This window comes from Methanococcoides sp. AM1 (assembly GCF_900774055.1).
In the GTDB taxonomy this organism is placed as follows: Archaea; Halobacteriota; Methanosarcinia; order Methanosarcinales; family Methanosarcinaceae; genus Methanococcoides.
The window spans coordinates 185,298-205,160 of the sequence record NZ_CAAGSW010000001.1 but is presented as its reverse complement, the minus strand read 5'-3'; the positions used below and the strand labels follow the sequence as shown (position 1 = coordinate 205,160).

Here is a 19,863-nt window from a genome sequence, read left to right as displayed (position 1 = left end):
AAAATCACTTCCAGCGTTTGTAGGCATCATTGTCGACACCTATAAGGTCGAGTGCTCGTCCTGCCATGAAATTGATGAGGTCATCGATGGATTCCGGTCGGTTGTAATATGCAGGACATGCGGGTAGCAGGATTGCTCCGGCATTATGTGCTTTTAGCATATTCTCTATGTGGATACCACTGAGTGGGGTCTCCCTGGTCATTAGGATGAGCTTTCTCCTGTCCTTAAGGCACACATCGGCTGTGCGTGCAATGAGGTTATCTGAGGTTCCGTTTGCCACCGATGCAAGTGTTTTCATGCTGCAGGGTGCTATGATCATGCCTGCAAAAGGGTGAGATCCACTTGCTATGGGTGCGGTGAAGTCATTTTCATCATGTACTGATGTTGCCAATTCTTTTATGCCTTCGATTGTCAGGTCGGTCTCGACTTCGATGATCTTCTCTGCAGCCTTTGTGAGTATCAGATGTGTATCTATGTCCATATCTGCCAGAAGCTCAAGCAGGCGGACACCATACTGTGCACCGGATGCGCCACTTATCCCGATAACTATCTCCATCGCCATTCTTAATTCTCCTTCAGTGATTCCATGAACTCATTGATCAGTTCGTTCGAAGCGGACAGCACTTCTTCGATCTCTTCAACGGTGATATTCTCAAAATTTATTCCGACGGTAACGACTGTTGTGGTATGTGTGACCGAACTTATACGCCTTGCAGCATCAAGAGCGATAGCATCATCCCTGTGGGATGGAAGTGTGATCACCGATGAGGATGCATGTCCTGGAATTCTGTCATAGTAACCCACAGCCACTGCTCCAATGTGACCTTTACCACCTGTAAGGGCTATCATCATGTCTTTGCCGATGATCCGATGTTCAAGTAAAAGTTCTCCTCTGCTTGTTTGTATCCTCATTTCCTGCAAAGTACCACCTCATAGGTCTGTAAGTCTGAACTGCTTTGTTCCCTTCTTTGTATCAAAGAATTCCTGTGCAGCTTTCCTGACAGTATCCCTGTGTTCCTTAATGGTGTATACGCCCATTCTCCAGTTATCCTGATGGGCATTCTCTATCGTAGCCACAATATTGGAGGCTTCATCAAGTCTCAGCATCTTCCCGTCGACCTTGATCAGTGCTTTCATCTCTGCTATCTCCGGCCGCTTTGGGATATCGATCAGGATCTCGCTGCTGTCGATACCAACCATCTCAGCGATCTCATTTTCCACCCTGTCGACCTTTCCCCTGTAACGCAGGACGTTCTCACCAACAGCATCAATGCCAACATGAAGAGCACGTTTGTAAAGCCTTCTTTCATCAAGTCGTTTTCCAAGTTCACCTGCGTATCCATCGTCAGCCCTTATCATCTCGAACAATCTGGCATCCTCCATCTGGCGCAGTTTGAACGGGTCGAGTGTCTTCTTGTTGATAAGGTCCTGCACAGCCCTCGTGAACATCGTTTCGGCTATTCTGGATACGTGGTGGTAATAGACCGATGGGTGCATAAGGAAACGTGAGACGAGGAGCGATTCTGCAGCTTTCAGACCTCCCAGTCCGACAACCAGATTGTCTTCGTAGAACTGCATTTCATGGATCAGGCGTGCATGGTCAACAAGCCCGAAAGCAACACCTGTGTAATGAGCATCCCTCACCAGATAGTCCATGCGATCAACATCGATCTCGCTGTTCACGATCTTTCCCAGTGATGTTTCACCTTTTATGTGGTCTGCAATGGTCACAGGATCGAGTCCATGTTCGTCCAGTATCTCTGCGATCTCACCTTTTTTGAGGATAGGTTTCACATCTTCATGTCTCTGGCGTGTATACTGCTTTATGAGACTTTCTGTGACATGTGACAGTGGCCCGTGACCGACGTCATGAAGAAGTGCAGCTGCACGGATCTCATCCTTTTCATCTTTCTCGATCGAGTTTAGCTGGGATGTAAGTGTAGTTGCAAGGTGCATTACTCCAAGGGAATGTTCAAAACGAGTATGGTTTGCTCCGGGATATACAAGATTGGACAGTCCCAACTGCTGAATTCTCCTTAAACGCTGCATTTGGGGTGTATCTATCAATGACAATACAAGCTGGTCCAGTTCTATGTACCCGTGTACCGGATCCCGAATGACTTTCATATGATTTAAATAGTCTTCATGGTATAATGATGTTCCGTTATTTGATGGAAACAGAGGTTGTTTTATGATCGTATTGTCCGGTGGAACAGGAACTCCCAAATTGATCGATGGTTTAAGACAAGTCCTTCCTGAAGAGGATATCACTGTGGTCGTGAACACAGCTGAAGACCTGTGGGTATCAGGAAATCTTATCACGCCTGATATTGATACTGTGCTTTATTTGCTCTCTGGCAGGATCGATAAGGATAAATGGTGGGGTGTCAGGGATGATACTTTCAGTACACATGAGGCAATGAAGCTTGCCGGTCATGATGAAGGGATGATGATAGGCGATCTTGACAGGGCTACTCACATAATGCGGTCTGAACTGTTAAGGCAGGACCTTTCCCTTACAGAAGCTATACAGGAAATGACATCTTCATTTGGCATTAGGTCCCGTGTATTACCAATGTCGGATGATCCTGTATCTACAATGATAACAACACCCTCCGGCAGGATCCATTTTCAGGAGTTCTGGGTAAAGCAACATGGTGAGCCTGAGGTGTTAGAGGTTTCACAGGATATGATCGAGGATGCATCCATATCTCCGGGGGTGATTGAAGCTCTGGAGAAGGAGGATGAGGTCCTGATAGGTCCCAGCAATCCGATCACAAGTATAGGTCCGATCATTGGCCTGCCGGGTATGCGCGATATCCTCAAAGAAAAAAAAGTAGTTGCAGTAAGTCCTATCATAGGACGAGAACCCATAAGTGGCCCGGCAGGAAAGCTAATGGCTGCATGCGGGCTCGATGTGTCTTCAGCAGGTGTTGCAGAGTGCTACAATGATATCCTTGATACTATGGTCCTCGATGTCCGGGATGCAGCAGCAGGCGATATTGTAAAGGATATGGGGATCAATGTCTTCTTTACGGATACTTTGATGAGGTCTGCGGATATAAGCAAGGATCTTGCAGAGAACATCATCGGTATTTTCAATACTATATAATATTTATATAATTTTTGTGATATAATAATGTATTGCAGTATCGGTTTTAACATTTTCAAAAAAACAGTTCATTTCATAAAAAACCGATGAATAGTGGCATGAGCGGGTTGGGGAGTGGGGGTACTTGAAAAGAAATTAGGGTCCCGCTCATTACACAAAGACTAGTATTTTGTAATTGTATATACAGTTTACGGCATGCAAGTATCTTGAACGGAATTTCCTTGCAAACTCCATGGGTTTTTTAAAAAAGTAACGGCGCGAACACACCTGATAATTTATTTATTCTCAATGTGTTGAAATTGCCTCTAAGGGATCCAGCCTGGCTGCGCGCTGGGCAGGGTAAACACCTGCAATGAGATTGAGTACAAATACGGCGACAACAGTTATAAGTATATCTGATATACGGATGATCACTGGTATCTTCTCAATGCCATAAAACTCAGCAGGAACGGGATAACTTCCTATCATCAGGGCAATGGCAGCTCCAAGTATGGAACCGATAACCGCACCGATCAATCCAAGGATGCCACTCTCCAGAATAAAGATCCTGCGTATTGTGGAAGCAGGTGCTCCCATGGCCATTAGAACTCCTATCTCTTTGACCTTTTCCATTACTACCATGTTTAGTGTACTGACCACCCCGAACGATGCTATCAGGAGTATGAGTGCGAGTATTATGTTGTTGGATGTTGTTTCAATTGTGATCGTCTGCAGGATCTCCGGATTTGTTGCTGTCCAGCCGGATGCTTCATAGCCGAGACCTTCGATCTCTTTTGCGATATTCTTGTCTTCGTTATAGTCTGCCAGACGGATGTTGATGACATTGATGGCATCACCGGTATCATAGAATTCCTGTGCTGTCTTCAGGGAAGTGTATGTAAGAATATCATCTGCAGGTGTTCCTGTGTCAAAGATCCCTACTATTTCATAAGATGCCGGGTTTGCTGTGGGGAAGTTTACGGATAGCTTATCGCCGATCTTCACATCAAGATCCTCTGCAAGGCTGTCCCCGATCACAATTGTATTCTTGGAGTGGATAAGCTTGTAGATATCCCCTTCTACTATATCCTCTGAGATGTGGGATACAGAATCTTCCTTTTCGGGTTCTATCCCTCTCATAAAGACGTTGAGTGTCTGTTCCTTGTATCGAAGCGTAGCTTCCCCTTCCAGGGCAGGCGAGGTTCCCACCACCCCCTCAATACTTTCGATGTTTGGAATGATGCTATTGTAGAAATGGATGTATTCTTCTTCCTCATCAGGAGTAACGACCACATGTGGAAGGTTCTCGACGGTCACATCATAGATCTCTTCTGTGAATCCTGCCATAAAAGCGTTCGAGATCACAAGTATAGTTACCGCGATCCCAATAGCACTTATGGATATAAGCGACTGACGTCGCCTGCTTTTTAGATGTCTGAGGGCAATGAACAGTTCGTATGGCATTTTAATTACCCTTTATCATGTATCTCTTCTGCGGAGCACAAATGCCACGGCAAGAACGAATGCAGCCTGTGTGAGCAGGAATGCTGGTATGCTTTTGTCCTCTTCTGCTTCTTCAGGGACATTGTTTGATATTGTTACAGTTTCTCCCACATCGATAATGGTTTCCTGGATGTCAAGTCCGTCCCCATCATTGCCTATGATCTCGATCACAAGTTTGTACTTGCCTTCCCGGAGCCTTTTGTCCCAGATGGCTTCTACTGTTTCGTCATCATCTGTGAGCAGGACGGGTGATCTCATGATCGCAGATTCGACTACATTCTCCCCGTTCTCATCATAAACTGTGAATTGTACATACCCATCAAATGGAACCTGGGAATTTCCTGCAATGGTAGCACTTGCACCGATCTCATCTTTATACACATCGGTGATCTTCGCATTGTCCATTGAAGTGAAGGTGTCTGTTACCACGATCGCGTTTTTTTCGTTTGATGGCCTGACCTTTACAAGTCCTGTGTATTCCTTATTGTTCAGAAGAAGTGTGTTCCATCTCTTATGGACTGTGAGGGGAGTTGTATGAACTGATACTTTCTCATCCTTTGCAAGGTAGATGACATCAAAACCGTCCACTAGCATATATTCGATATCCACAAGGGTTGCGTCAACAGGTCTTATGACCGCGGTCACACCTTCGGAATTGGAAATGGTGCCTTCTATTACGACCTCCGGGATGACCTGCCTGCCGTGGACGAACTCATATTCCGTGAAGATGATCTCTTTTTCATCGTTAAGCACCTGTACACGTACTTCATATGCACCGTCTTCGGTGGTCTTTGTTTCCCACTGGATAACTTTTATGATCCTGGAATTAACGCTGATACTGTCAATAGGGATAGTGGCACTGTCGATGATCCTGTCTTCACGTACAAGCTGTACTTCAAGGATGAGGTCTTCTAATGTTGAAGAAGATGAAAGTGCGATATCGCAGGAATCAATGCTGCTGTATATCTCTTCGATCTCGATCATTGTATCAGCATCATTCCCGGTGTTTGCTGATGCAAGAGCTGTTGTCGTGAACAGTATTATCAGAACAAAGATTACCAGTTTACTTATTCCGCCTTCCATTTTGTTTTCCCCTTCTTACTTAATAAAAAAGTATCCTTTACTAATATTTAAAAAGCATACATGCAATGTAATATATAACAAATTAAAAACATGGGGACTGTTCTTGTGGGTACAACAGAAGAAATCTTTGATGAGATCATAACTAAACTGGAAGAACTGAGTGATCCTGAGATGATAGAAGGCATGTCACATTTCTGGATAACTCCTGAGAAGTGCTACGGCGTGTCGATTCCGGAGCTGAGAAAGGTTGCAAAAGAGACCGGTAAGGATCATGAATTGGCTCTCATGTTGTGGGATAAGGGCTATAGGGAGACGATGATACTTGCTTCCATGGTGGATGATCCAAAGCAGGTCAGTGAAAAACAGATGGAAGCGTGGGTCAGGGACTTTGATTACTGGGAAATATGCGACCAGTGCTGTATGAACCTCTTCCAGAAAACCCCTCATTCTTACAGGAAAGCTATCGAGTGGAGCTCCCGTAAAGAGGAGTTTGTAAAACGCTCGGGCTTTGTCCTCATGGCAAGGATGGCTGTGGCTGACAAGAAGGCGGAGGGTCCGGTTTTCGAGGACTTTTTCCCGCTGATCGAAAAGGAATCCATCGATGCACGCAATTTTGTGAAAAAAGCTGTCAACTGGGCTTTGAGGCAGATCGGCAAACGCAACCTCGAGTTGAACAAAAAAGCCATCGAAGTATCACAAAGGCTTACAGGCTCGAATCTTGCCAGTGCCAGATGGATAGGGACTGATGCACTAAAAGAGCTTACCAGTGAAGCTGTCCAGAAGCGTCTGCACAAATGAGGGTTTGTGTATCCGGTGTTGTATAATCGTTATTGGATGACTTCAGATCGATTCGTAGCTTAAGTAATGGCTATATAGCTACGAGTCATTCATTTGTATAGATACGGGAGATAAATTATCATGTCAAAATATACAGGTATGGGCATTCTGGTTCTGATAACGATCGTAGTGGTGACCGTAACTGCCTTTTCCATGGGCTGCACCGAAAATGGGGAAACGGATCTTACCGATGATGTGGAGATCGTTGAATCAGGAACTGTGTTCAATGAGGATGCAAATGCAAGTGAGGTTACAATGGAACAAAATGATCTCATTGTGCTGAAGCTTAAAGAGAACCCGACAACAGGTTATTCCTGGGAGCTCACGGTCCCTGAAGGCCTGACACTGGTGGAAGACGATTTTGTAATTGCTCCGGAGGATGAAGATCTGGTGGGAGCAGGTGGCATCCATGAATGGAAGCTTCAGGCAGAAACCGAAGGAACCTACGAGATCTCTGCGATCTACAAGAGACCCTGGGAAAACACAACCGGTGAGGAAGATACCTTCAGCATGACCGTAACTGTACTCGCTTCAGGTGAACATGACGGCGAGGATGATGCTGATGGAGATGATACGATCGTGGATGAAGATGACACTGAATACATAGTTGGTGATGCTGTGGTCGATGAGATCGAGATATTGATGATGGAATCGTTCCCACTGCAGGTCAGCGTTGTTGCTACAGGATACCTTCCTGATGGATGCACTATTATCGATGGGGAGAACATCGATGTCACAATGGATGGTAACACCTTCAATGTAGCCCTGAAGACCAAAAGGCCGGCAGATGCCATGTGTACCCAGGCACTTGTACCATTTGAAGTGAACATCCCTCTGGATGTGTATGGTCTTGAAGCAGGTGTTTATACGGTGGATGTGAATGGTGTGACGGATACCTTCGAGTTCACTGTTGACAATGTGATCGAGTGAGGTTCAAGCTAGGACCTCATTTTTTTCAGATTGCTTCTTCTTCTTCTTTTTTCTTCAAGGAACATTCGAGTTTTCATTTGACAATCATACATTTCTTAAGTGATGTCTGCATCACAGCAACTTTCTCTTCCAAAAGCTATTTGCAGCATATGATCAAAGATTATTACAGGGATACCAATGTCTACAATTGAGATCGGTTGCTGTGGGGCTTATTGCAAGACCTGTCGTGAGTTCAAGAACAAGAACTGTCGCGGATGCAAGCTGGGCTATGAGGATGGGGAACGCGACATCAACAGGGCAAAGTGCAAGATGAAGCTGTGCTGTTTCAGGGATAAGAAGTACGAAACTTGTGCCGATTGTCCGGAATGGGAATCATGTGATATTGTTCAGGAATGGTATGCGAAGGGCTATTCCCGCGGGAAATGCAGGCAATCTATCGAGTTCATCCGGAAAGAGGGCTACGGGGAGTTCATCAAAATGGCTGACAGATGGAAAAACCATTATGGAAAGCTTGATTGAATTTTCATGGTAAGAAAGGACTTGTGAATTTACACAACACTTAGACATATATATATAAGCGTGTTACAAATTAATTAATAAGGACTGATACAAATACATTAACGTATTTATTAAATCGGCATCCTTAGGAGTGGATATATGATATATAATGCTGGAGAGAAACCAGGAAAAGGCACATACAGATGTACTTCCTGTTCAAAGGAAGTGGTATTGGAAAGTGATGACGCTAAACTGCCACCATGCCCACAATGTTATAGGACTGAGTACACAAAGGTTGAGTGACCTTATTTTGATCGGTTAATTCAACCTAGATCATAATCTTAAAAACTGTTTTTCTTTTTTTAGAATCCGAGGGTGGTGTTCATTACTCGTGAGTTTGGATTATTTCTGCTTTTTTATAACAGTTTTACTATCAACGATATGAGTGCAATAAACCCCAGATTGATATAATCGTGGAACAAGTTTGATTGATACAATTAATAATACAACATCATAGAAGCTGTGATAAAAATATATGCATAACTCGCGTGAATCCAAAAAGTAGCACGCCGGGGTTGGGATTTGAACCCAAGCACTCCGTTAGGAGAAACAGGTCTCGAGCCTGCCGCGTATAGACTCCGCGGCTGTTAATTCACCGTTGGATTAGTCCGCTCTGCCACCCCGGCATTGTTGTTTTTGAAGGCGTTTATGGGTTATATAGGTGTCGAAAAAGTGTATTAGAAGTCGAAAAGGGAACTCTGGCTTTTGCTGTTCTTTGGAGCTTCCTTTAGCTTGCTCTCTGAGTCCGGGAGTCCTATCCGTCCGTACTGGCCACCGCCTCCGGGGTGGATGATGACCTCGCCATTTCGGAATGCCAGTATGGCATCGACGATTCGTTGATCTACGATGTCAAGCTGGTCTGGATTTGCATCCAGTAGCACTGCAACTTCGTTGCCGAACTTTTCTACTAGTAGGTCCCATGCTGTTCTTACGCCTTTGGTGGTAATGCTGGCATGTCCCAGTGCCATCATGATGATCTCTGCAAGAGGTGCGAGATGGAGGTAATCCGGGCGATGGTCGGGGTGTACCGGGGTTGGCAGGTCCGCAAGCTCGTTCACCCTGTCCTGCACGCCTTTCTTGACCAGTCCCCTGCATTGAGGGCACCGCCAGTTCTGCTGTATGCATTCCTCGAGGGTGTAGTGGGTGAAGCACTTGATGCATGCGGACTCGTTGTACTTTCCCTCTTCCGGGAAGAACCCTACGTTCAGGGTGGCCTTGTAGCCTTCCTTGCGCAGGATGGCCTTTTCCAGTCCTTCGAAATCAATGGATGGAACTTCAAATCGGGTGAACTCGCGTGCGAGCTTGTTGGACCAGGGGGAGTGTGCATCGGAGTTTGTCAGGAAGGTGAGCCTGTGAAGTTCGCTGATGCGGTCTGCGTAATCAGTATCAGCACTTAGTCCCAGCTCTACGAATGAGATATAGTCTGTCAGATCACCGTAGCAGCTTTTGAGTGAGTCATGGTATGCATACAGGGCTGTCCAGGGGGTGAATGCATGGCAGGGTCCGATCAGTGCACCGATGTCCTTTGCTATCTGTGCTATCTCACTGCCGTCGAGTTTTACCGTGGGTCTGCCATCAACTGCCAGGTCGGCATATCTTGACATGGTCTCTGCCAGCTCTTCGGCCTTTGAGATGGATGGCAGGATCAGGAGATGGTGGACGCGGTTCTTATCCTCGATCTCTGTGGTAGGAATAAAATAAGTTTCATTGATGAGAATTGTCTCATCATCCGTAGCGGCATTTTTAATTTCATCGAGCCATTTCGGGTGGATACAGTCGCCTGTAGCCACAAGGTCGATGCCTTTTTTCTTCGCCTCTACAGCAATTGTCGGCAGCTCCATCTTATTGGAGCACGCCATGGAATATTTAGAATGGAGGTGGAGATCAGCATTGATCTGCATGTTCCCACCTTAACCGATGTATCTCAGGTCTTCTTCAACGGCCGTATCTCTCAATACGCCCTGTTGCTGCTGCTTTGCTTCCATGAGGTTAGCAACGATCTTCTCCATGTCCTTTGCACGCTCTTCGAGTTCATCTACTTCGACCTCGATGTTCAGGAGCTTGCTTAAGATAGCCAAGAGTGATTGTGCACTTTTCGGGTCAACCAGGTATCCTGAGGTCAATCCCATCAAACATGCAGCTTTAATGTCCTTGAACTTACTAAGTCCGAGCAAAAGACCTGATGCACCTACGATACCTCCTCCGGGTTCGTTAGGCTTGAAAGTAACACCAAATTCCTTCAGTTCCTCGATAAGCTCTGCATCGTTGGCAGCACCCATTACTTCGTCGGTGTGCTCCAGCTTGCCGGTTGGGTATCCTCCAAGAGTGAATATCTTTGATACTCCCAGTTCGGCAGCAAGTTCGATATAGATGCCTCCAAGTTCATAATGACCATCTGTAGTTGTACTCTGATGGTCTCCACCCAGAAGTACGAGGTCTCTTTCGTCAGTCTTGCAGATGTAAACTTCGTTATTGACAAGTTTGACGGTACTTTCCTCGCTTACCATTACCTGTGGTGGAAAATGAGGGGAATATATCTCAAATACTTTTTCTGCTTCAAGCTTTTCGATCAGGTGATCGACAACAAGCTTTCCAACATGCCCGACTCCCGGAAGGCCAACAAGTAGTATGGGGTCGTTTAGCTGGATATCGTCCTTAAGGCGGATCACAGTTGTTTCACGCATGTTCCGTCTCCCTCCTTTTAGAGATTCGGCGGTATTTGCCATAGGGATCAAGCGGGGAAAATCGTGCCGGAAGTGGATTCCTGGATGGTTCTCCACACTCCGGACAGTTCTCTTTCAATGTGTAAACATTGCATTGAACACATTTTCGGATCTTGTTTCCCAATGGAACATCACGCCTTTGTTGATTCGATATGTCGGTGGAAAATTCCTTTTCCTTCCTTCTTTTCGATATAGTCAATGGCTTTCTCAGCAGCTTTCTTCAAAACAGCTTCTGCGGTCTTGTAGTCAGGTGCGATTATCTTTATCCGGTATCTCGGTGCGCCTGTGTATGTGACGTCTATCCTGACATCATCATCTTTCTTGATCTTGGTAGCTGCTTTGAGGGATTTCTTGATAATATCGATCCCGTCAGGGCTATTGGAGGTAAGGTCCACGTATCCTGCGATGTCTACGAATGGAAGTTTAATATTTTCCTGAGCGATGTCTGCTATTTTTGCGGCCAGTTTCTTGGTGATGGCCATGCCTTCGAATGCTTCCTTTCCGTTGATGGCAGCTTCTTCAAAGCCAGTGTAGCAGCTTCCGAACTCTTCCATGAAAATGGACTTTATCTCGTCCATCTTTTCTGTGCTTGTCTTGGTGTCCTCAGCTACGAACTGGAGCCATTTTTCAGCTTTCTGTTCGTTCTTCCAGTCCTGGATCTTCGCACGTTTCTGGTGTTCGTTGACATCCTTTAAGGAGAGGTCAATGTGACGTCGGTTCGGGTCTACGTCCAGCACTTTGCAGACGATCTTCTGACCTTCCCTTACGTAATCACGGACATACTTGACCCATCCGGCCTTGATCTCGGAGATATGGATAAATCCTTCCTTACCCCCGTATTCCTCAAGGGTGGTATAGGCCCCAAAGTCGACTACGTTCTTTACAGTACAAACTACAAAGTCGCCGCTTTCAGGCCAGCTATTATTATCCATTCTACACCACTTTACTCAAGGACTTCCAGGATATGTGTTGTAATTGTTGACTTTCCGCCGGTGGATTCTGCGAGTGTTCTTCCGCATACGAGGCATGTGACCTTGCGGCTTGCACTACCGAAGATAACCTGCTCGTTGGAGCAGTCGTTGCATTTTACGCGTAAGAATCTGCTTTTTGGTTGTGTCATTATTATCATTCCTTAAACTCGAATTTCTTTGCTCTGAAGCATGGCCTCTGGTGTGACTTGTTGCACTCGGCGCAGCGGTATTTGAGCTGTACTCTCTTGGTTGGTTTGTCTCCTCCAGGAACCTTTGAGAATTTACCACTGTTTCCGATGCCTGATTGCCTCTTCTTCTGTCTGGCAATATGTGTCATAGCTGATGCCTTGCCTTTCTTTACTCTCTCTGCAATGTGTTCAGTATGTTTTTTGCAGGATGGGCAATATGTTCTGAACCTCTTTGGAATTTTCATTATTTACACCTTTTATCAAGTTGAATGTTTTATTTTGTGATAAGATGAGCAGCACCTCGTTTTACCAGAACATTTGCGTTCATTGCGGGTAAAACAACGACATCTTCTGCATGGGTAGTATAATTTCGCTTATCTACGGCATTGAATGTCGGTAGGTCTTTCAATATTCGGACAACAAAGTATTCTTCATTTATATTCCTTTTGGCTATTTCTACCTTGTCCCTAACCCCATCATTGGTATCAATTGCCGATGCTGATGCTCCTTGTACCGATCCTGTGGCAGTTGGTTCACCTGTGACTTTTTGTGAGGATACTTCCGGTTCTGTATCTTCCTGAGCCTTTGCAGGGGTTATTGATGAGGACGGATCAAGTATCGGTTCGAGCAAACCGTTCCTTGCTACCTGTATTGCCGAAAGCGTTGCTTCATATACCGCCTGTTCTGCAGGCAGAAGTTTGTCAAGGTCCTGTCTTGGTGAGCTGCTTGAGAATGCATTGGATGTTGCTCTTGAAGTGACCTTTCGTACTCGTCGAATGAATATGGTTTCCACATCATTGATGGCACTCTGGAGCTCATCCTCGAGTATCTTCGATTCAGCAGAGCGTGGATTGTTGATCTTTCGGATCTCTTCTTCAAGCTCATGGATATAATCATCCACAAGACGGTAGAACCCATTCGGCAACGACCTTAAAGCCGAACTGTTCTCTTCCCGGAGTATGCTTTTGAGCTCATTACGATCCATATTCTGCTGCACCTCTGCACATAAGATACACGGCTGCGTATTCAGGTAATTCCTGTGTACCTTCCTCTACGTAGAGGTCATTACCTTTCATTTGTACTGCAAAAGGTCTTATCACTTTTAATTTTACCGGCTTGTCTGAGAACACGACAGCATCGGTCAATGGTTCAAACTTCTCAAGTTCTGAAATGGACAGTGTCGTAACACGCATTCCTGATTTTCCATGAAGTGAACCTCCCAGGCGTATAAGTCTCTTTATGTCCCCGGTCACAGGTTCATCCACGCTTGCTGACATGTCATTCACTGCCTGCAACGCGAGGGTCTGTATAATATCCTTATTGACCTTTGAAAGAGCCTCCATGTTTCCTTTGCGTAGCAACTCGACCTGCGTTTCATCCCTTAATATATCTATCATCTTTTGTGCGGTCTTTTTGCCGATGCCCTTGAAACCGATGAAGAGCTCTTCTGCATCTTCCTTACTTGCAAGATCGGTGAGGTAGGATACAAGGTATCTGTTGATCCTTCCTCCCCAGCCTCCTTCAGTCTCGGGGGAAAGCATGTTCATTCTGGCATTCTCACTACCTGCATCACCACTGACCGCTTTCTTGTAGAAGATCTTCTCAACATTTAGCCCCCTTCCACTGATATAATCCACGATCTCCCTTCTTTCTGCGCTTCCAAGGGAGCGAACACGCGGGTCACTTATGTGGAAATGGTATCCTCTGCCACCCGAAAATACCGCCCTTATATCATCTTCATTAAAACCGAAATCATTTATCAGCAGGTCATATAGCTTTAATGTCTCCTTTTTGACATGATCAAGCATTTCTGAATATGAGTTGGGTGCACCGGGTATGTGATCCGCATCAAGGTCAAAGATGAGGTCGGCTTCCTGCCATTGTTTCTCTTTCATAGTGGGTGCACTGGGATAAGTATAGTATGCAACAGAATGGTATGCGTGTGCAGGTGCCATGCCTGCGAGATATTCCTCAACCTCTCCGCGTGATCCAAATGATTTGTGTCTTCTCATCACGGTTTCCGGCATCTCGTCAAAAGAGATGAATCCCCATTCGCGAGCTTCCAGCCTGGAAGGGATATGTATCTCCGCTGTCTTGTAATACTCCTGGAATTTCGATTTGAGGAAATACTTTGTCTTAAAGTTCATTTCTTGTTTCCTGCTGATATTGTCTGCTTAAGACTCTAACTAATTGATGTGTTAATCCTATTTCTTTATTACTTCGATTTGTTGTTGTCAGTTACTTCCAATATGGATAAACCTTAAGTCAGGTCGAACTCTATAAGCATCTATGAAGCAGGAGATGACGAGTGCAGATGTTGCTGCTCTTGTATCCGAACTTGGTAACGTCGATGTTGAAGGCTCTCTGATCGATGCAAAGATCGCTAAGGTGTACCAGCCAGTTCCGGGTGAGATCAGGATAAATCTTTTCATATTCGGAAAAGGACGTGACAATCTGGTGATACAGGCCGGCAAGAGAGCACACATGAGCAAGTATTTGCGTCCAAGCCCAAAGTTACCCCATGCATTCCCTATGCTGTTGAGGAAGCATATAACGGGTGGCAGAATAACTTCTGTTGATCAGTATGACTTTGACAGGATCATTGAGATCGGTGTGATCCGTGGTGGTATTGAGACAATACTTGTATGTGAATTGTTCTCAAGAGGCAATATCGTTCTTCTTGACAGTGACCGAAAGATCATTCTCCCGATGAATCCCGTGACCTTCAGGGGGCGCAGGGTTCGCAGTGGTGAGATATATGAATACCCTGAAGCACAGCTAAGTCCGCTTGATGTTGAAGAGGATGGCATGGCTGATCTGTTTGCCTCTTCCACTGCGGATGTTGTCAGGACCATAGCAACCAGTTACAATCTCGGCGGTGTTCTTGCAGAGGAAGTCTGCCTGAGAGCAGGTGTTGATAAGAAAACAGCAGCAAAGGATGCTACGTCCGATGATATAAAGGCACTTTGTGAAGCTGTAAAGATCGTGTTTTCCCCGATCGTGGAGCGCAAGCTAAAGCCCTGTATCGTCAAAAAGGACGTTAAAGGCGAACTGGAAGCAATTGATGTCATACCTCTGGAACTTGAACAGTATTCTGAAGCGGAGAAGGAATTTTACCCGTCCTTCAATCAGGCTCTTGACGAATTCTTCGGTAAAAAAGCATCTGAAGAAGTAATCGAGGAAGTAGTTGCTAAAAAGAAGGAAAAGGTCGATGTCTTTGAAAGAAGGCTTCGTAAGCAGCAGGAAGCTATCAAGAAGTTCGAGAAGGACTCTGAAAAGTACACTACCATTGCAGAGAAGGTCTATGAGCATTACCAGAACATTGAACAGGTGCTTGCTGTTCTGGAGAATGCACGCGATAAAGGTTATTCCTGGGCTGAGATCCGTTCTATACTCAAAAAGGCAAAAGATGAACTGCCCGCAGCACGCTTGATCATAAGTATCGATTCAGCGGAAGGGTTTGTCGTAGTTGATCTTGATGGTGTCAATGCGAGTATCAATATTCGTAAGACCGTTCCGCAAAATGCTCAGATATATTATGATAAAGCTAAAAAGTTAAGCAAAAAGCGTGATGGTGCTTTGCGTGCGATCGAGGATACGAAGGTTGCAATGCAGAAAAGGGAGAAGAAAGTATCCAAAAGAAGGAAGGCTTTCCTCAAGAAACACTGGTACGACCGATTCAGGTGGTTCTTTTCATCCGACGGCTTCCTTGTTGTTGGTGGAAGGGATGCTGATACTAATGAGGAGCTTGTGAAAAAGTATATGGAAAAGCGAGATATCGTGTTCCACACACAGGTACCCGGCGCACCTATTACAATTATCAAGACCGAGGGGAAGTATGTCCCGGAAACGACCCTTGAGGAAGCTGCAAGATTCGTGGTTTCCTATTCCAGCATCTGGAAAGCAGGCCAGTTCAGCGGTGATTGTTACTGGATAAAACCTGATCAGGTCTCCAAGACCCCGGAATCCGGCGAATACCTGAGGAAAGGTTCCTTTGTTATCCGCGGAGAACGCAATTACTACAAGGATGTTCCCGTAGGTATTGCTGTTGGCCTGGAGCTTGGTGCGGAAACCCGCGTCATAGGAGGTCCTGTCTCGGCTATCGCACGCTCCGGCAAATATGTGGTCGAGCTGGTTCCCGGTAAGTTTAATCAGAATGATATTGCAAAGAAGGTCTATCGCATTTATGTAGATGAACTGAAGGATCCTTCATTTGTCAAACAGGTAGCATCTCCCGATAGTATTGCAAGGATGCTTCCACCAGGGGAATCTGATATCAAAAAGTGAACTTCTGATATGTATGGGTATATGACTGTCTAAATTGATGGGTATTATCATGAGAGTAACAAAAAGAGACCAGAGGGGGAATAAGGAAGGTGAGATAGCCCTTACTCCGGAGACACTTGATGATCTGTGGCATTTGAAATACATCATCGAGAAAGGCGACCTTGTATTTGCTCTCACTAAAAGGAAAGCTGAGGCTTCCAGCGATAAGCTCAGGCCGGAGAAGGTCGAGAAAAAGAACGTGAGGCTTGGTATCAGGGTAGATGACCTTGAGTTCCATAAGTTCTCCAATCGTCTCAGGGTCCATGGTCTTATTGAGCATGGGATGGATGCTGGTTTTCACCATACTCTCAATCTTGAGGAGGGAACTGCCCTCTCTATAATAAAGCACTGGAAAAAAGATCAGGTAGAGCGTGTGAACGAAGCAGAAGCTACATCCAAAAGACCCAAGGTCATTATCGTTACCATTGAAGAAGGGGATGCAGATATTGGTTTTGTGCGTCATTATGGTATAGAGGTCTATTCCCACATCCGGCAGTCATCCGGGAAAGGCGAAGGAACGCTTCGTGAGGTTTTCTTCAGCACTATCCTCGAACAGTTAGGTCATGCCATGTGCGGAACCGAGTCGGTTGTTGTTGCAGGCCCGGGGTTTACCAAGGATGATCTTATGAAGTACATCTCTTCAAACAATTCCGAGCTGGCAGCAGGTATCCTTGTTGAGGATACATCTTCTATAGGCATGTCCGGTTTTCAGGAAGTGCTCAGAAGAGGTGCTGTTGACAGGATAATGGAAGAGTCCAGGATCGCCAGGGAATCTTCACTTATGGATGAGTTCCTGAAGGAAATGGCTCTTGGTGGCAAGGTCGCATATGGTATGGATGAGGTGAAAACAGCAATAGATTATGGTGCTGTCGAAAAACTTCTGGTGGCTGATGAATTGCTTCGCCTGGAACGGGAAGAGGGTAATATTGATGCTATGATACAGGAAGTCGAGCATGCGCAGGGTTCTATGGTTGTGTTCAGTACAGAGTTCGAGCCCGGGCAGAAATTGCACTCTCTTGGTGGTATAGCAGCCTTGTTGAGATTTAAGATCTGATGAAAATATGATCCTCAGTACTGTGGTTTGCCGCGTAATGCAGGTCTTTCGATGTAATCAAGGCAAAGCAGCTCCTTTCCATCCATATATACTCTGACAGTACCTCCTGATTCGGATATTGTCACCGCTACTGCAAAAGTGTCCCTTGTGATCGCAGCTGCTGAAACATGTCTCCCTCCAAGTCCCTTTTCAATATCGATATCTTTTGCATCAACATCGAGATATCTGCCTGCAGCATTGACAATGCCTTCCTCCGATATTACAAAAATGCCATCAAGAAGGGCAAACTCCTTGACAGATTCCCAGTTCATCCTGTCCAGTATGTTCTTATGTTCATCCTTATGGCCTGCATAAGGGTTTAGTATCATCTGATGGGAACGCTGCATGACCTCTTCAGTATCGCCCAGGATAAAAGCAGTTCCTATTTTGTGTCCTTCTCTTCCACTTGCAGCGATGTCAAATGCTATGGTGAGTGCTGCACGCATGACCTCAGGTTCGATTCTTTCCTCGCATTCCTGAAGTGTTCTGATAAGAGGGCTTTGTGAGATCTCGTGGATTATTATTGCGCTGGATTCCTTTGTCTGGATCACTCCGACAATAGTGCCTTCCCTTAGTTCGCCGATTATATGCTCGATGGCAGCTGCTTCTTCTATATAGCGGACATTTCCTGAAGTTTCCCTGTTAATGGGTTCAATGATCTTTTTCAGCTTTTCGCCTTCATCAGTAGTGTCCGAAATGAGGTTATCAATGATGCTTTTCTGGCGTCGGGTTACATAATATATGGGAATGTCGGTTTCAATATTCTCAAGGTTTATATCTCCGGATACTATTATGGCCGGAGCTCCCAGTTCTTTAGCGATCTGAACTGCATGTCCTGCCAGTATGTTTGGTGTATTGGTAGTATCCATCCATTCCCTCATATATTCTGTATTATTAATTATGGAAATTATCGATTATATATATTATCTATAAAACATTTTCATCTGTGTTCAACGGCACTATTTAACAGGTATATTGTCTATTTTGTTTATATGGCCAGAATATTTGTTGCAGTTGATCTGCCAGAGGAGTTCCGTGATGAGGTCCGGGTCATACAAACACGCTTTTCCGGGCTGAAGTTGAAATTGGTTGACCCTGGTCTTGTACACATTACTATGAAGTTCATTGGTGAAGTTAAGGAATCAATGGTTCAGGAGGTTGCAGAAGCCCTGGATGACCTTGAATGCAAATCTTTCGATGCTCTTGTCGGCGGAATTGGGGTTTTCCCAAAGCCTAAAGCTCCAAGAGTTGTTTGGTTGGGTGCAGAAGGGAACTTTGAGCTTCTTCATGATGAGGTGGAATCAAAGCTTTCAAAGTTCAGGTTCAAAAAGGATAAGAAGAAGTTCACTGCACATGCTACTCTTGCAAGGGTGAAATTTATGCCTGCGGGTCAGATGGATGAATTCCTGGAATTACTTGATGAGCTTGATGATATTGAACTTGGCAATATGGTAGTTGACAGGATAAGTCTAAAGAAAAGTACTCTGACTCCACAGGGTCCTGTATATGAGACACTTCATGAGGTCATGTTGGGATAATAATAATGCTATAGTAAAATATGCTATACTCTAATCGAATATAATACTAATAACAGGAACATGGCTTCTGGCCACTGTTCCTGTTACTTCCCTATCTTTCAATTATTCCAGTGGTGTTTCATATTGCGCAAAGCCAGTTGATCGAAGTATCCTTTTGTCTGACGTGATTATCAGGCATTCGACTCCTTCAAGGGTTTCGATGAGCTGCATTCCTTCCTCTTCTCCAAGTACGAACACAGTGGTTGCCAGGGCATCGGCATCCATGGCTGTTTCTGCGATGACCGTTGCGCTGATCAATTCATTAACTGAGTAGCCGGTCCTTGGGTCAGATATGTGAGAGACCTTTGCAGCATCACTGAAGTAACGCTCGTAGTTACCGCTTGTTGCGACAGCCATATCTTCCAGTTGCATCACAGTAATGAAATCTCCCTGTTTGTCTGGGTTCTGGAGACCTACTGTCCACATGTTCCCATCGGGCTTTGTGCCAATATATCGCCCGTCTCCGCCGGCGTCAACAAAACAGCTGGTTATGCCTTCAGATGTTAATGTTGCTATGGCCTGGTCAACAGCATATCCTTTTGCGATTCCTCCAAGTGCGATCTTCATGCCCGGTTCCATGGATATATTTCCATCTTCGATTGTTATCATTCTGTAATCAACAAGCTCGAGAGTTGTGTCTATTTCTTCCTGTGTGGGTGGCTGGTATGTTCCACCGGGGCTGAACTTGCTTGCCCAGAGGTCAAGTACTGGCATTATTGTGATGTCAAATGCACCGTCGCTGATCGTGGAGTAATACATAGATCGTTGAATAACGTAGATAAGGTCCGGTGAGGCACCCTCCAGTCTTGATCCGTCATTCAGTATGCTGGTCTGGCTATCATTTTTGTAACTGCTCATGACGTCATCGACATCGATAATTCTTGCAAAAGCTTTGTCAACAGTCTGTACCGCATGTTCTTCATTAAAATCATATATGGCGATTGTAACTGTTGTATCCATTATACTGCGCGAATCAGTATAAA

At 45.2% G+C, this 19,863-nt stretch carries 23 protein-coding genes and 1 tRNA gene; 8 read left to right on the top strand and 16 right to left on the bottom strand.

The genetic code is table 11. The features are described 5' to 3' along the window. Positions 1 to 4: 4 nt before the first annotated feature. From E7X57_RS01005 to E7X57_RS00995, 3 genes are read right to left on the bottom strand one after another with little or no spacing between them, the layout of a single operon-like run. Positions 5 to 556, bottom strand: coding sequence for a UbiX family flavin prenyltransferase (locus E7X57_RS01005; RefSeq protein ID WP_135610269.1), 552 nt, complete (start codon positions 554 to 556; stop codon positions 5 to 7). A gap of 8 nt (positions 557 to 564) precedes the next feature. Continuing rightward, a complete protein-coding gene (locus E7X57_RS01000; RefSeq protein ID WP_135609631.1) occupies positions 565 to 912 on the bottom strand; it encodes a hypothetical protein in 348 nt (115 codons plus the stop codon). A gap of 18 nt (positions 913 to 930) precedes the next feature. Beyond that, on the bottom strand, positions 931 to 2,127 hold the full coding sequence (locus E7X57_RS00995) for an HD domain-containing protein (RefSeq protein WP_135609629.1): 1,197 nt from the start codon (positions 2,125 to 2,127) through the stop codon (positions 931 to 933). A 64-nt stretch (positions 2,128 to 2,191) separates the two neighbouring features. On the opposite strand from E7X57_RS00995, the gene cofD reads away from it, so the two are divergent. Next, positions 2,192 to 3,112 carry a 2-phospho-L-lactate transferase gene (gene cofD, locus E7X57_RS00990; RefSeq protein WP_135609627.1) on the top strand — a complete coding sequence of 307 codons (921 nt, stop codon included), beginning with the start codon at positions 2,192 to 2,194 and terminating at the stop codon, positions 3,110 to 3,112. Between the two features lie 285 nt (positions 3,113 to 3,397). On the opposite strand, the gene E7X57_RS00985 is transcribed toward cofD, so the two are convergent. Beyond that, on the bottom strand, positions 3,398 to 4,555 hold the full coding sequence (locus E7X57_RS00985) for an ABC transporter permease (RefSeq protein WP_135609625.1): 1,158 nt from the start codon (positions 4,553 to 4,555) through the stop codon (positions 3,398 to 3,400). A gap of 15 nt (positions 4,556 to 4,570) precedes the next feature. Further along, positions 4,571 to 5,677 carry a hypothetical protein gene (locus tag E7X57_RS00980; RefSeq protein WP_135609623.1) on the bottom strand — a complete coding sequence of 369 codons (1,107 nt, stop codon included), beginning with the start codon at positions 5,675 to 5,677 and terminating at the stop codon, positions 4,571 to 4,573. 90 nt (positions 5,678 to 5,767) lie between these two features. Between E7X57_RS00980 and E7X57_RS00975 the strand changes: the two genes are divergently transcribed. The 4 genes from E7X57_RS00975 (at position 5,768) to E7X57_RS12910 (ending at position 8,245) form a co-directional block, all read left to right on the top strand. Continuing rightward, the gene (locus tag E7X57_RS00975; protein WP_135609621.1) at positions 5,768 to 6,475 is read left to right on the top strand and encodes a DNA alkylation repair protein; all 708 of its coding nucleotides are present in this window, start codon (positions 5,768 to 5,770) and stop codon (positions 6,473 to 6,475) included. Positions 6,476 to 6,595: 120 nt separating this feature from the next. Then, positions 6,596 to 7,444, top strand: coding sequence for a protease inhibitor I42 family protein (locus tag E7X57_RS00970; protein WP_135609619.1), 849 nt, complete (start codon positions 6,596 to 6,598; stop codon positions 7,442 to 7,444). Between the two features lie 177 nt (positions 7,445 to 7,621). Further along, positions 7,622 to 7,963, top strand: a complete 342-nt coding sequence (locus E7X57_RS00965) for a DUF3795 domain-containing protein (protein ID WP_135609618.1) — start codon at positions 7,622 to 7,624, stop codon at positions 7,961 to 7,963. Positions 7,964 to 8,101: 138 nt separating this feature from the next. Beyond that, on the top strand, positions 8,102 to 8,245 hold the full coding sequence (locus tag E7X57_RS12910) for a hypothetical protein (protein WP_135609616.1): 144 nt from the start codon (positions 8,102 to 8,104) through the stop codon (positions 8,243 to 8,245). Between the two features lie 264 nt (positions 8,246 to 8,509). On the opposite strand, the gene E7X57_RS12335 is transcribed toward E7X57_RS12910, so the two are convergent. From E7X57_RS12335 to priS, 9 genes are all read right to left on the bottom strand, one after another. Next, positions 8,510 to 8,628, bottom strand: a tRNA-Ser gene (locus E7X57_RS12335). Between the two features lie 51 nt (positions 8,629 to 8,679). Continuing rightward, positions 8,680 to 9,903, bottom strand: a complete 1,224-nt coding sequence (locus E7X57_RS00955) for a TIGR00375 family protein (RefSeq protein ID WP_135609614.1) — start codon at positions 9,901 to 9,903, stop codon at positions 8,680 to 8,682. 9 nt (positions 9,904 to 9,912) lie between these two features. After that, positions 9,913 to 10,686, bottom strand: a complete 774-nt coding sequence (locus E7X57_RS00950) for a proteasome assembly chaperone family protein (protein WP_135609612.1) — start codon at positions 10,684 to 10,686, stop codon at positions 9,913 to 9,915. Continuing rightward, positions 10,679 to 10,849, bottom strand: coding sequence for an RNA-protein complex protein Nop10 (locus tag E7X57_RS00945; RefSeq protein WP_135609610.1), 171 nt, complete (start codon positions 10,847 to 10,849; stop codon positions 10,679 to 10,681). The genes E7X57_RS00950 and E7X57_RS00945 overlap by 8 nt, the downstream gene beginning before the upstream one ends. 7 nt (positions 10,850 to 10,856) lie before the next feature. Then, entirely contained in the window at positions 10,857 to 11,657 is an 801-nt protein-coding gene (locus E7X57_RS00940; protein WP_135609608.1) for a translation initiation factor IF-2 subunit alpha, read from the bottom strand. An 11-nt stretch (positions 11,658 to 11,668) separates the two neighbouring features. Continuing rightward, entirely contained in the window at positions 11,669 to 11,854 is a 186-nt protein-coding gene (locus tag E7X57_RS00935; RefSeq protein WP_135609606.1) for a 30S ribosomal protein S27e, read from the bottom strand. Next, on the bottom strand, positions 11,851 to 12,129 hold the full coding sequence (locus E7X57_RS00930; RefSeq protein ID WP_048195501.1) for a 50S ribosomal protein L44e: 279 nt from the start codon (positions 12,127 to 12,129) through the stop codon (positions 11,851 to 11,853). Before E7X57_RS00930 ends, E7X57_RS00935 begins: the two co-directional genes overlap by 4 nt. Before the next feature lie 29 nt (positions 12,130 to 12,158). Next, entirely contained in the window at positions 12,159 to 12,869 is a 711-nt protein-coding gene (locus E7X57_RS00925; protein ID WP_135609604.1) for a hypothetical protein, read from the bottom strand. Beyond that, positions 12,859 to 14,031: a DNA primase catalytic subunit PriS gene (priS, locus tag E7X57_RS00920; protein ID WP_135609602.1), complete on the bottom strand. Its 1,173-nt coding sequence runs from the start codon at positions 14,029 to 14,031 to the stop codon at positions 12,859 to 12,861. The genes E7X57_RS00925 and priS overlap by 11 nt, the downstream gene beginning before the upstream one ends. Before the next feature lie 142 nt (positions 14,032 to 14,173). On the opposite strand from priS, the gene rqcH reads away from it, so the two are divergent. Then, entirely contained in the window at positions 14,174 to 16,171 is a 1,998-nt protein-coding gene (rqcH, locus tag E7X57_RS00915) for a ribosome rescue protein RqcH (protein WP_135609600.1), read from the top strand. A gap of 49 nt (positions 16,172 to 16,220) precedes the next feature. Beyond that, entirely contained in the window at positions 16,221 to 17,264 is a 1,044-nt protein-coding gene (locus E7X57_RS00910; RefSeq protein WP_135609599.1) for an mRNA surveillance protein pelota, read from the top strand. 14 nt (positions 17,265 to 17,278) lie between these two features. Here E7X57_RS00910 and E7X57_RS00905 read toward each other — a convergent pair whose 3' ends face one another. Continuing rightward, positions 17,279 to 18,172: a diadenylate cyclase gene (locus E7X57_RS00905; RefSeq protein WP_135609597.1), complete on the bottom strand. Its 894-nt coding sequence runs from the start codon at positions 18,170 to 18,172 to the stop codon at positions 17,279 to 17,281. A gap of 123 nt (positions 18,173 to 18,295) precedes the next feature. Here E7X57_RS00905 and thpR point away from each other — a divergent pair, with 123 nt between their 5' ends. Further along, positions 18,296 to 18,841 (top strand): RNA 2',3'-cyclic phosphodiesterase, encoded by a 546-nt coding sequence (gene thpR, locus E7X57_RS00900; RefSeq protein WP_135609595.1) that lies wholly within the window; start codon positions 18,296 to 18,298, stop codon positions 18,839 to 18,841. A 102-nt stretch (positions 18,842 to 18,943) separates the two neighbouring features. Here thpR and E7X57_RS00895 read toward each other — a convergent pair whose 3' ends face one another. Next, positions 18,944 to 19,840 carry an FAD:protein FMN transferase gene (locus E7X57_RS00895; RefSeq protein ID WP_371413131.1) on the bottom strand — a complete coding sequence of 299 codons (897 nt, stop codon included), beginning with the start codon at positions 19,838 to 19,840 and terminating at the stop codon, positions 18,944 to 18,946. Positions 19,841 to 19,863 lie beyond the last annotated feature (23 nt).

What these genes read in the sequence shown, in the direction of transcription:
- E7X57_RS01005 (WP_135610269.1), bottom strand. Translation starts at nt 556, where the DNA reads ATGGAGATAGTTATCGGGATAAGTGGCGCATCCGGTGCACAGTATGGT.
- E7X57_RS00985 (WP_135609625.1), bottom strand. Translation starts at nt 4,555, where the DNA reads ATGCCATACGAACTGTTCATTGCCCTCAGACATCTAAAAAGCAGGCGA.
- E7X57_RS00935 (WP_135609606.1), bottom strand. Translation starts at nt 11,854, where the DNA reads ATGATAATAATGACACAACCAAAAAGCAGATTCTTACGCGTAAAATGC.
- rqcH (WP_135609600.1), top strand. Translation starts at nt 14,174, where the DNA reads ATGAAGCAGGAGATGACGAGTGCAGATGTTGCTGCTCTTGTATCCGAA.
- E7X57_RS00975 (WP_135609621.1), top strand. Translation starts at nt 5,768, where the DNA reads ATGGGGACTGTTCTTGTGGGTACAACAGAAGAAATCTTTGATGAGATC.
- E7X57_RS00965 (WP_135609618.1), top strand. Translation starts at nt 7,622, where the DNA reads ATGTCTACAATTGAGATCGGTTGCTGTGGGGCTTATTGCAAGACCTGT.
- cofD (WP_135609627.1), top strand. Translation starts at nt 2,192, where the DNA reads ATGATCGTATTGTCCGGTGGAACAGGAACTCCCAAATTGATCGATGGT.
- E7X57_RS12910 (WP_135609616.1), top strand. Translation starts at nt 8,102, where the DNA reads ATGATATATAATGCTGGAGAGAAACCAGGAAAAGGCACATACAGATGT.
- E7X57_RS00925 (WP_135609604.1), bottom strand. Translation starts at nt 12,869, where the DNA reads ATGGATCGTAATGAGCTCAAAAGCATACTCCGGGAAGAGAACAGTTCG.
- E7X57_RS01000 (WP_135609631.1), bottom strand. Translation starts at nt 912, where the DNA reads ATGAGGATACAAACAAGCAGAGGAGAACTTTTACTTGAACATCGGATC.
- thpR (WP_135609595.1), top strand. Translation starts at nt 18,296, where the DNA reads ATGGCCAGAATATTTGTTGCAGTTGATCTGCCAGAGGAGTTCCGTGAT.
- E7X57_RS00930 (WP_048195501.1), bottom strand. Translation starts at nt 12,129, where the DNA reads ATGAAAATTCCAAAGAGGTTCAGAACATATTGCCCATCCTGCAAAAAA.
- E7X57_RS00980 (WP_135609623.1), bottom strand. Translation starts at nt 5,677, where the DNA reads ATGGAAGGCGGAATAAGTAAACTGGTAATCTTTGTTCTGATAATACTG.
- E7X57_RS00905 (WP_135609597.1), bottom strand. Translation starts at nt 18,172, where the DNA reads ATGGATACTACCAATACACCAAACATACTGGCAGGACATGCAGTTCAG.
- E7X57_RS00940 (WP_135609608.1), bottom strand. Translation starts at nt 11,657, where the DNA reads ATGGATAATAATAGCTGGCCTGAAAGCGGCGACTTTGTAGTTTGTACT.
- E7X57_RS00950 (WP_135609612.1), bottom strand. Translation starts at nt 10,686, where the DNA reads ATGCGTGAAACAACTGTGATCCGCCTTAAGGACGATATCCAGCTAAAC.
- priS (WP_135609602.1), bottom strand. Translation starts at nt 14,031, where the DNA reads ATGAACTTTAAGACAAAGTATTTCCTCAAATCGAAATTCCAGGAGTAT.
- E7X57_RS00895 (WP_371413131.1), bottom strand. Translation starts at nt 19,840, where the DNA reads ATGGATACAACAGTTACAATCGCCATATATGATTTTAATGAAGAACAT.
- E7X57_RS00970 (WP_135609619.1), top strand. Translation starts at nt 6,596, where the DNA reads ATGTCAAAATATACAGGTATGGGCATTCTGGTTCTGATAACGATCGTA.
- E7X57_RS00955 (WP_135609614.1), bottom strand. Translation starts at nt 9,903, where the DNA reads ATGCAGATCAATGCTGATCTCCACCTCCATTCTAAATATTCCATGGCG.
- E7X57_RS00910 (WP_135609599.1), top strand. Translation starts at nt 16,221, where the DNA reads ATGAGAGTAACAAAAAGAGACCAGAGGGGGAATAAGGAAGGTGAGATA.
- E7X57_RS00995 (WP_135609629.1), bottom strand. Translation starts at nt 2,127, where the DNA reads ATGAAAGTCATTCGGGATCCGGTACACGGGTACATAGAACTGGACCAG.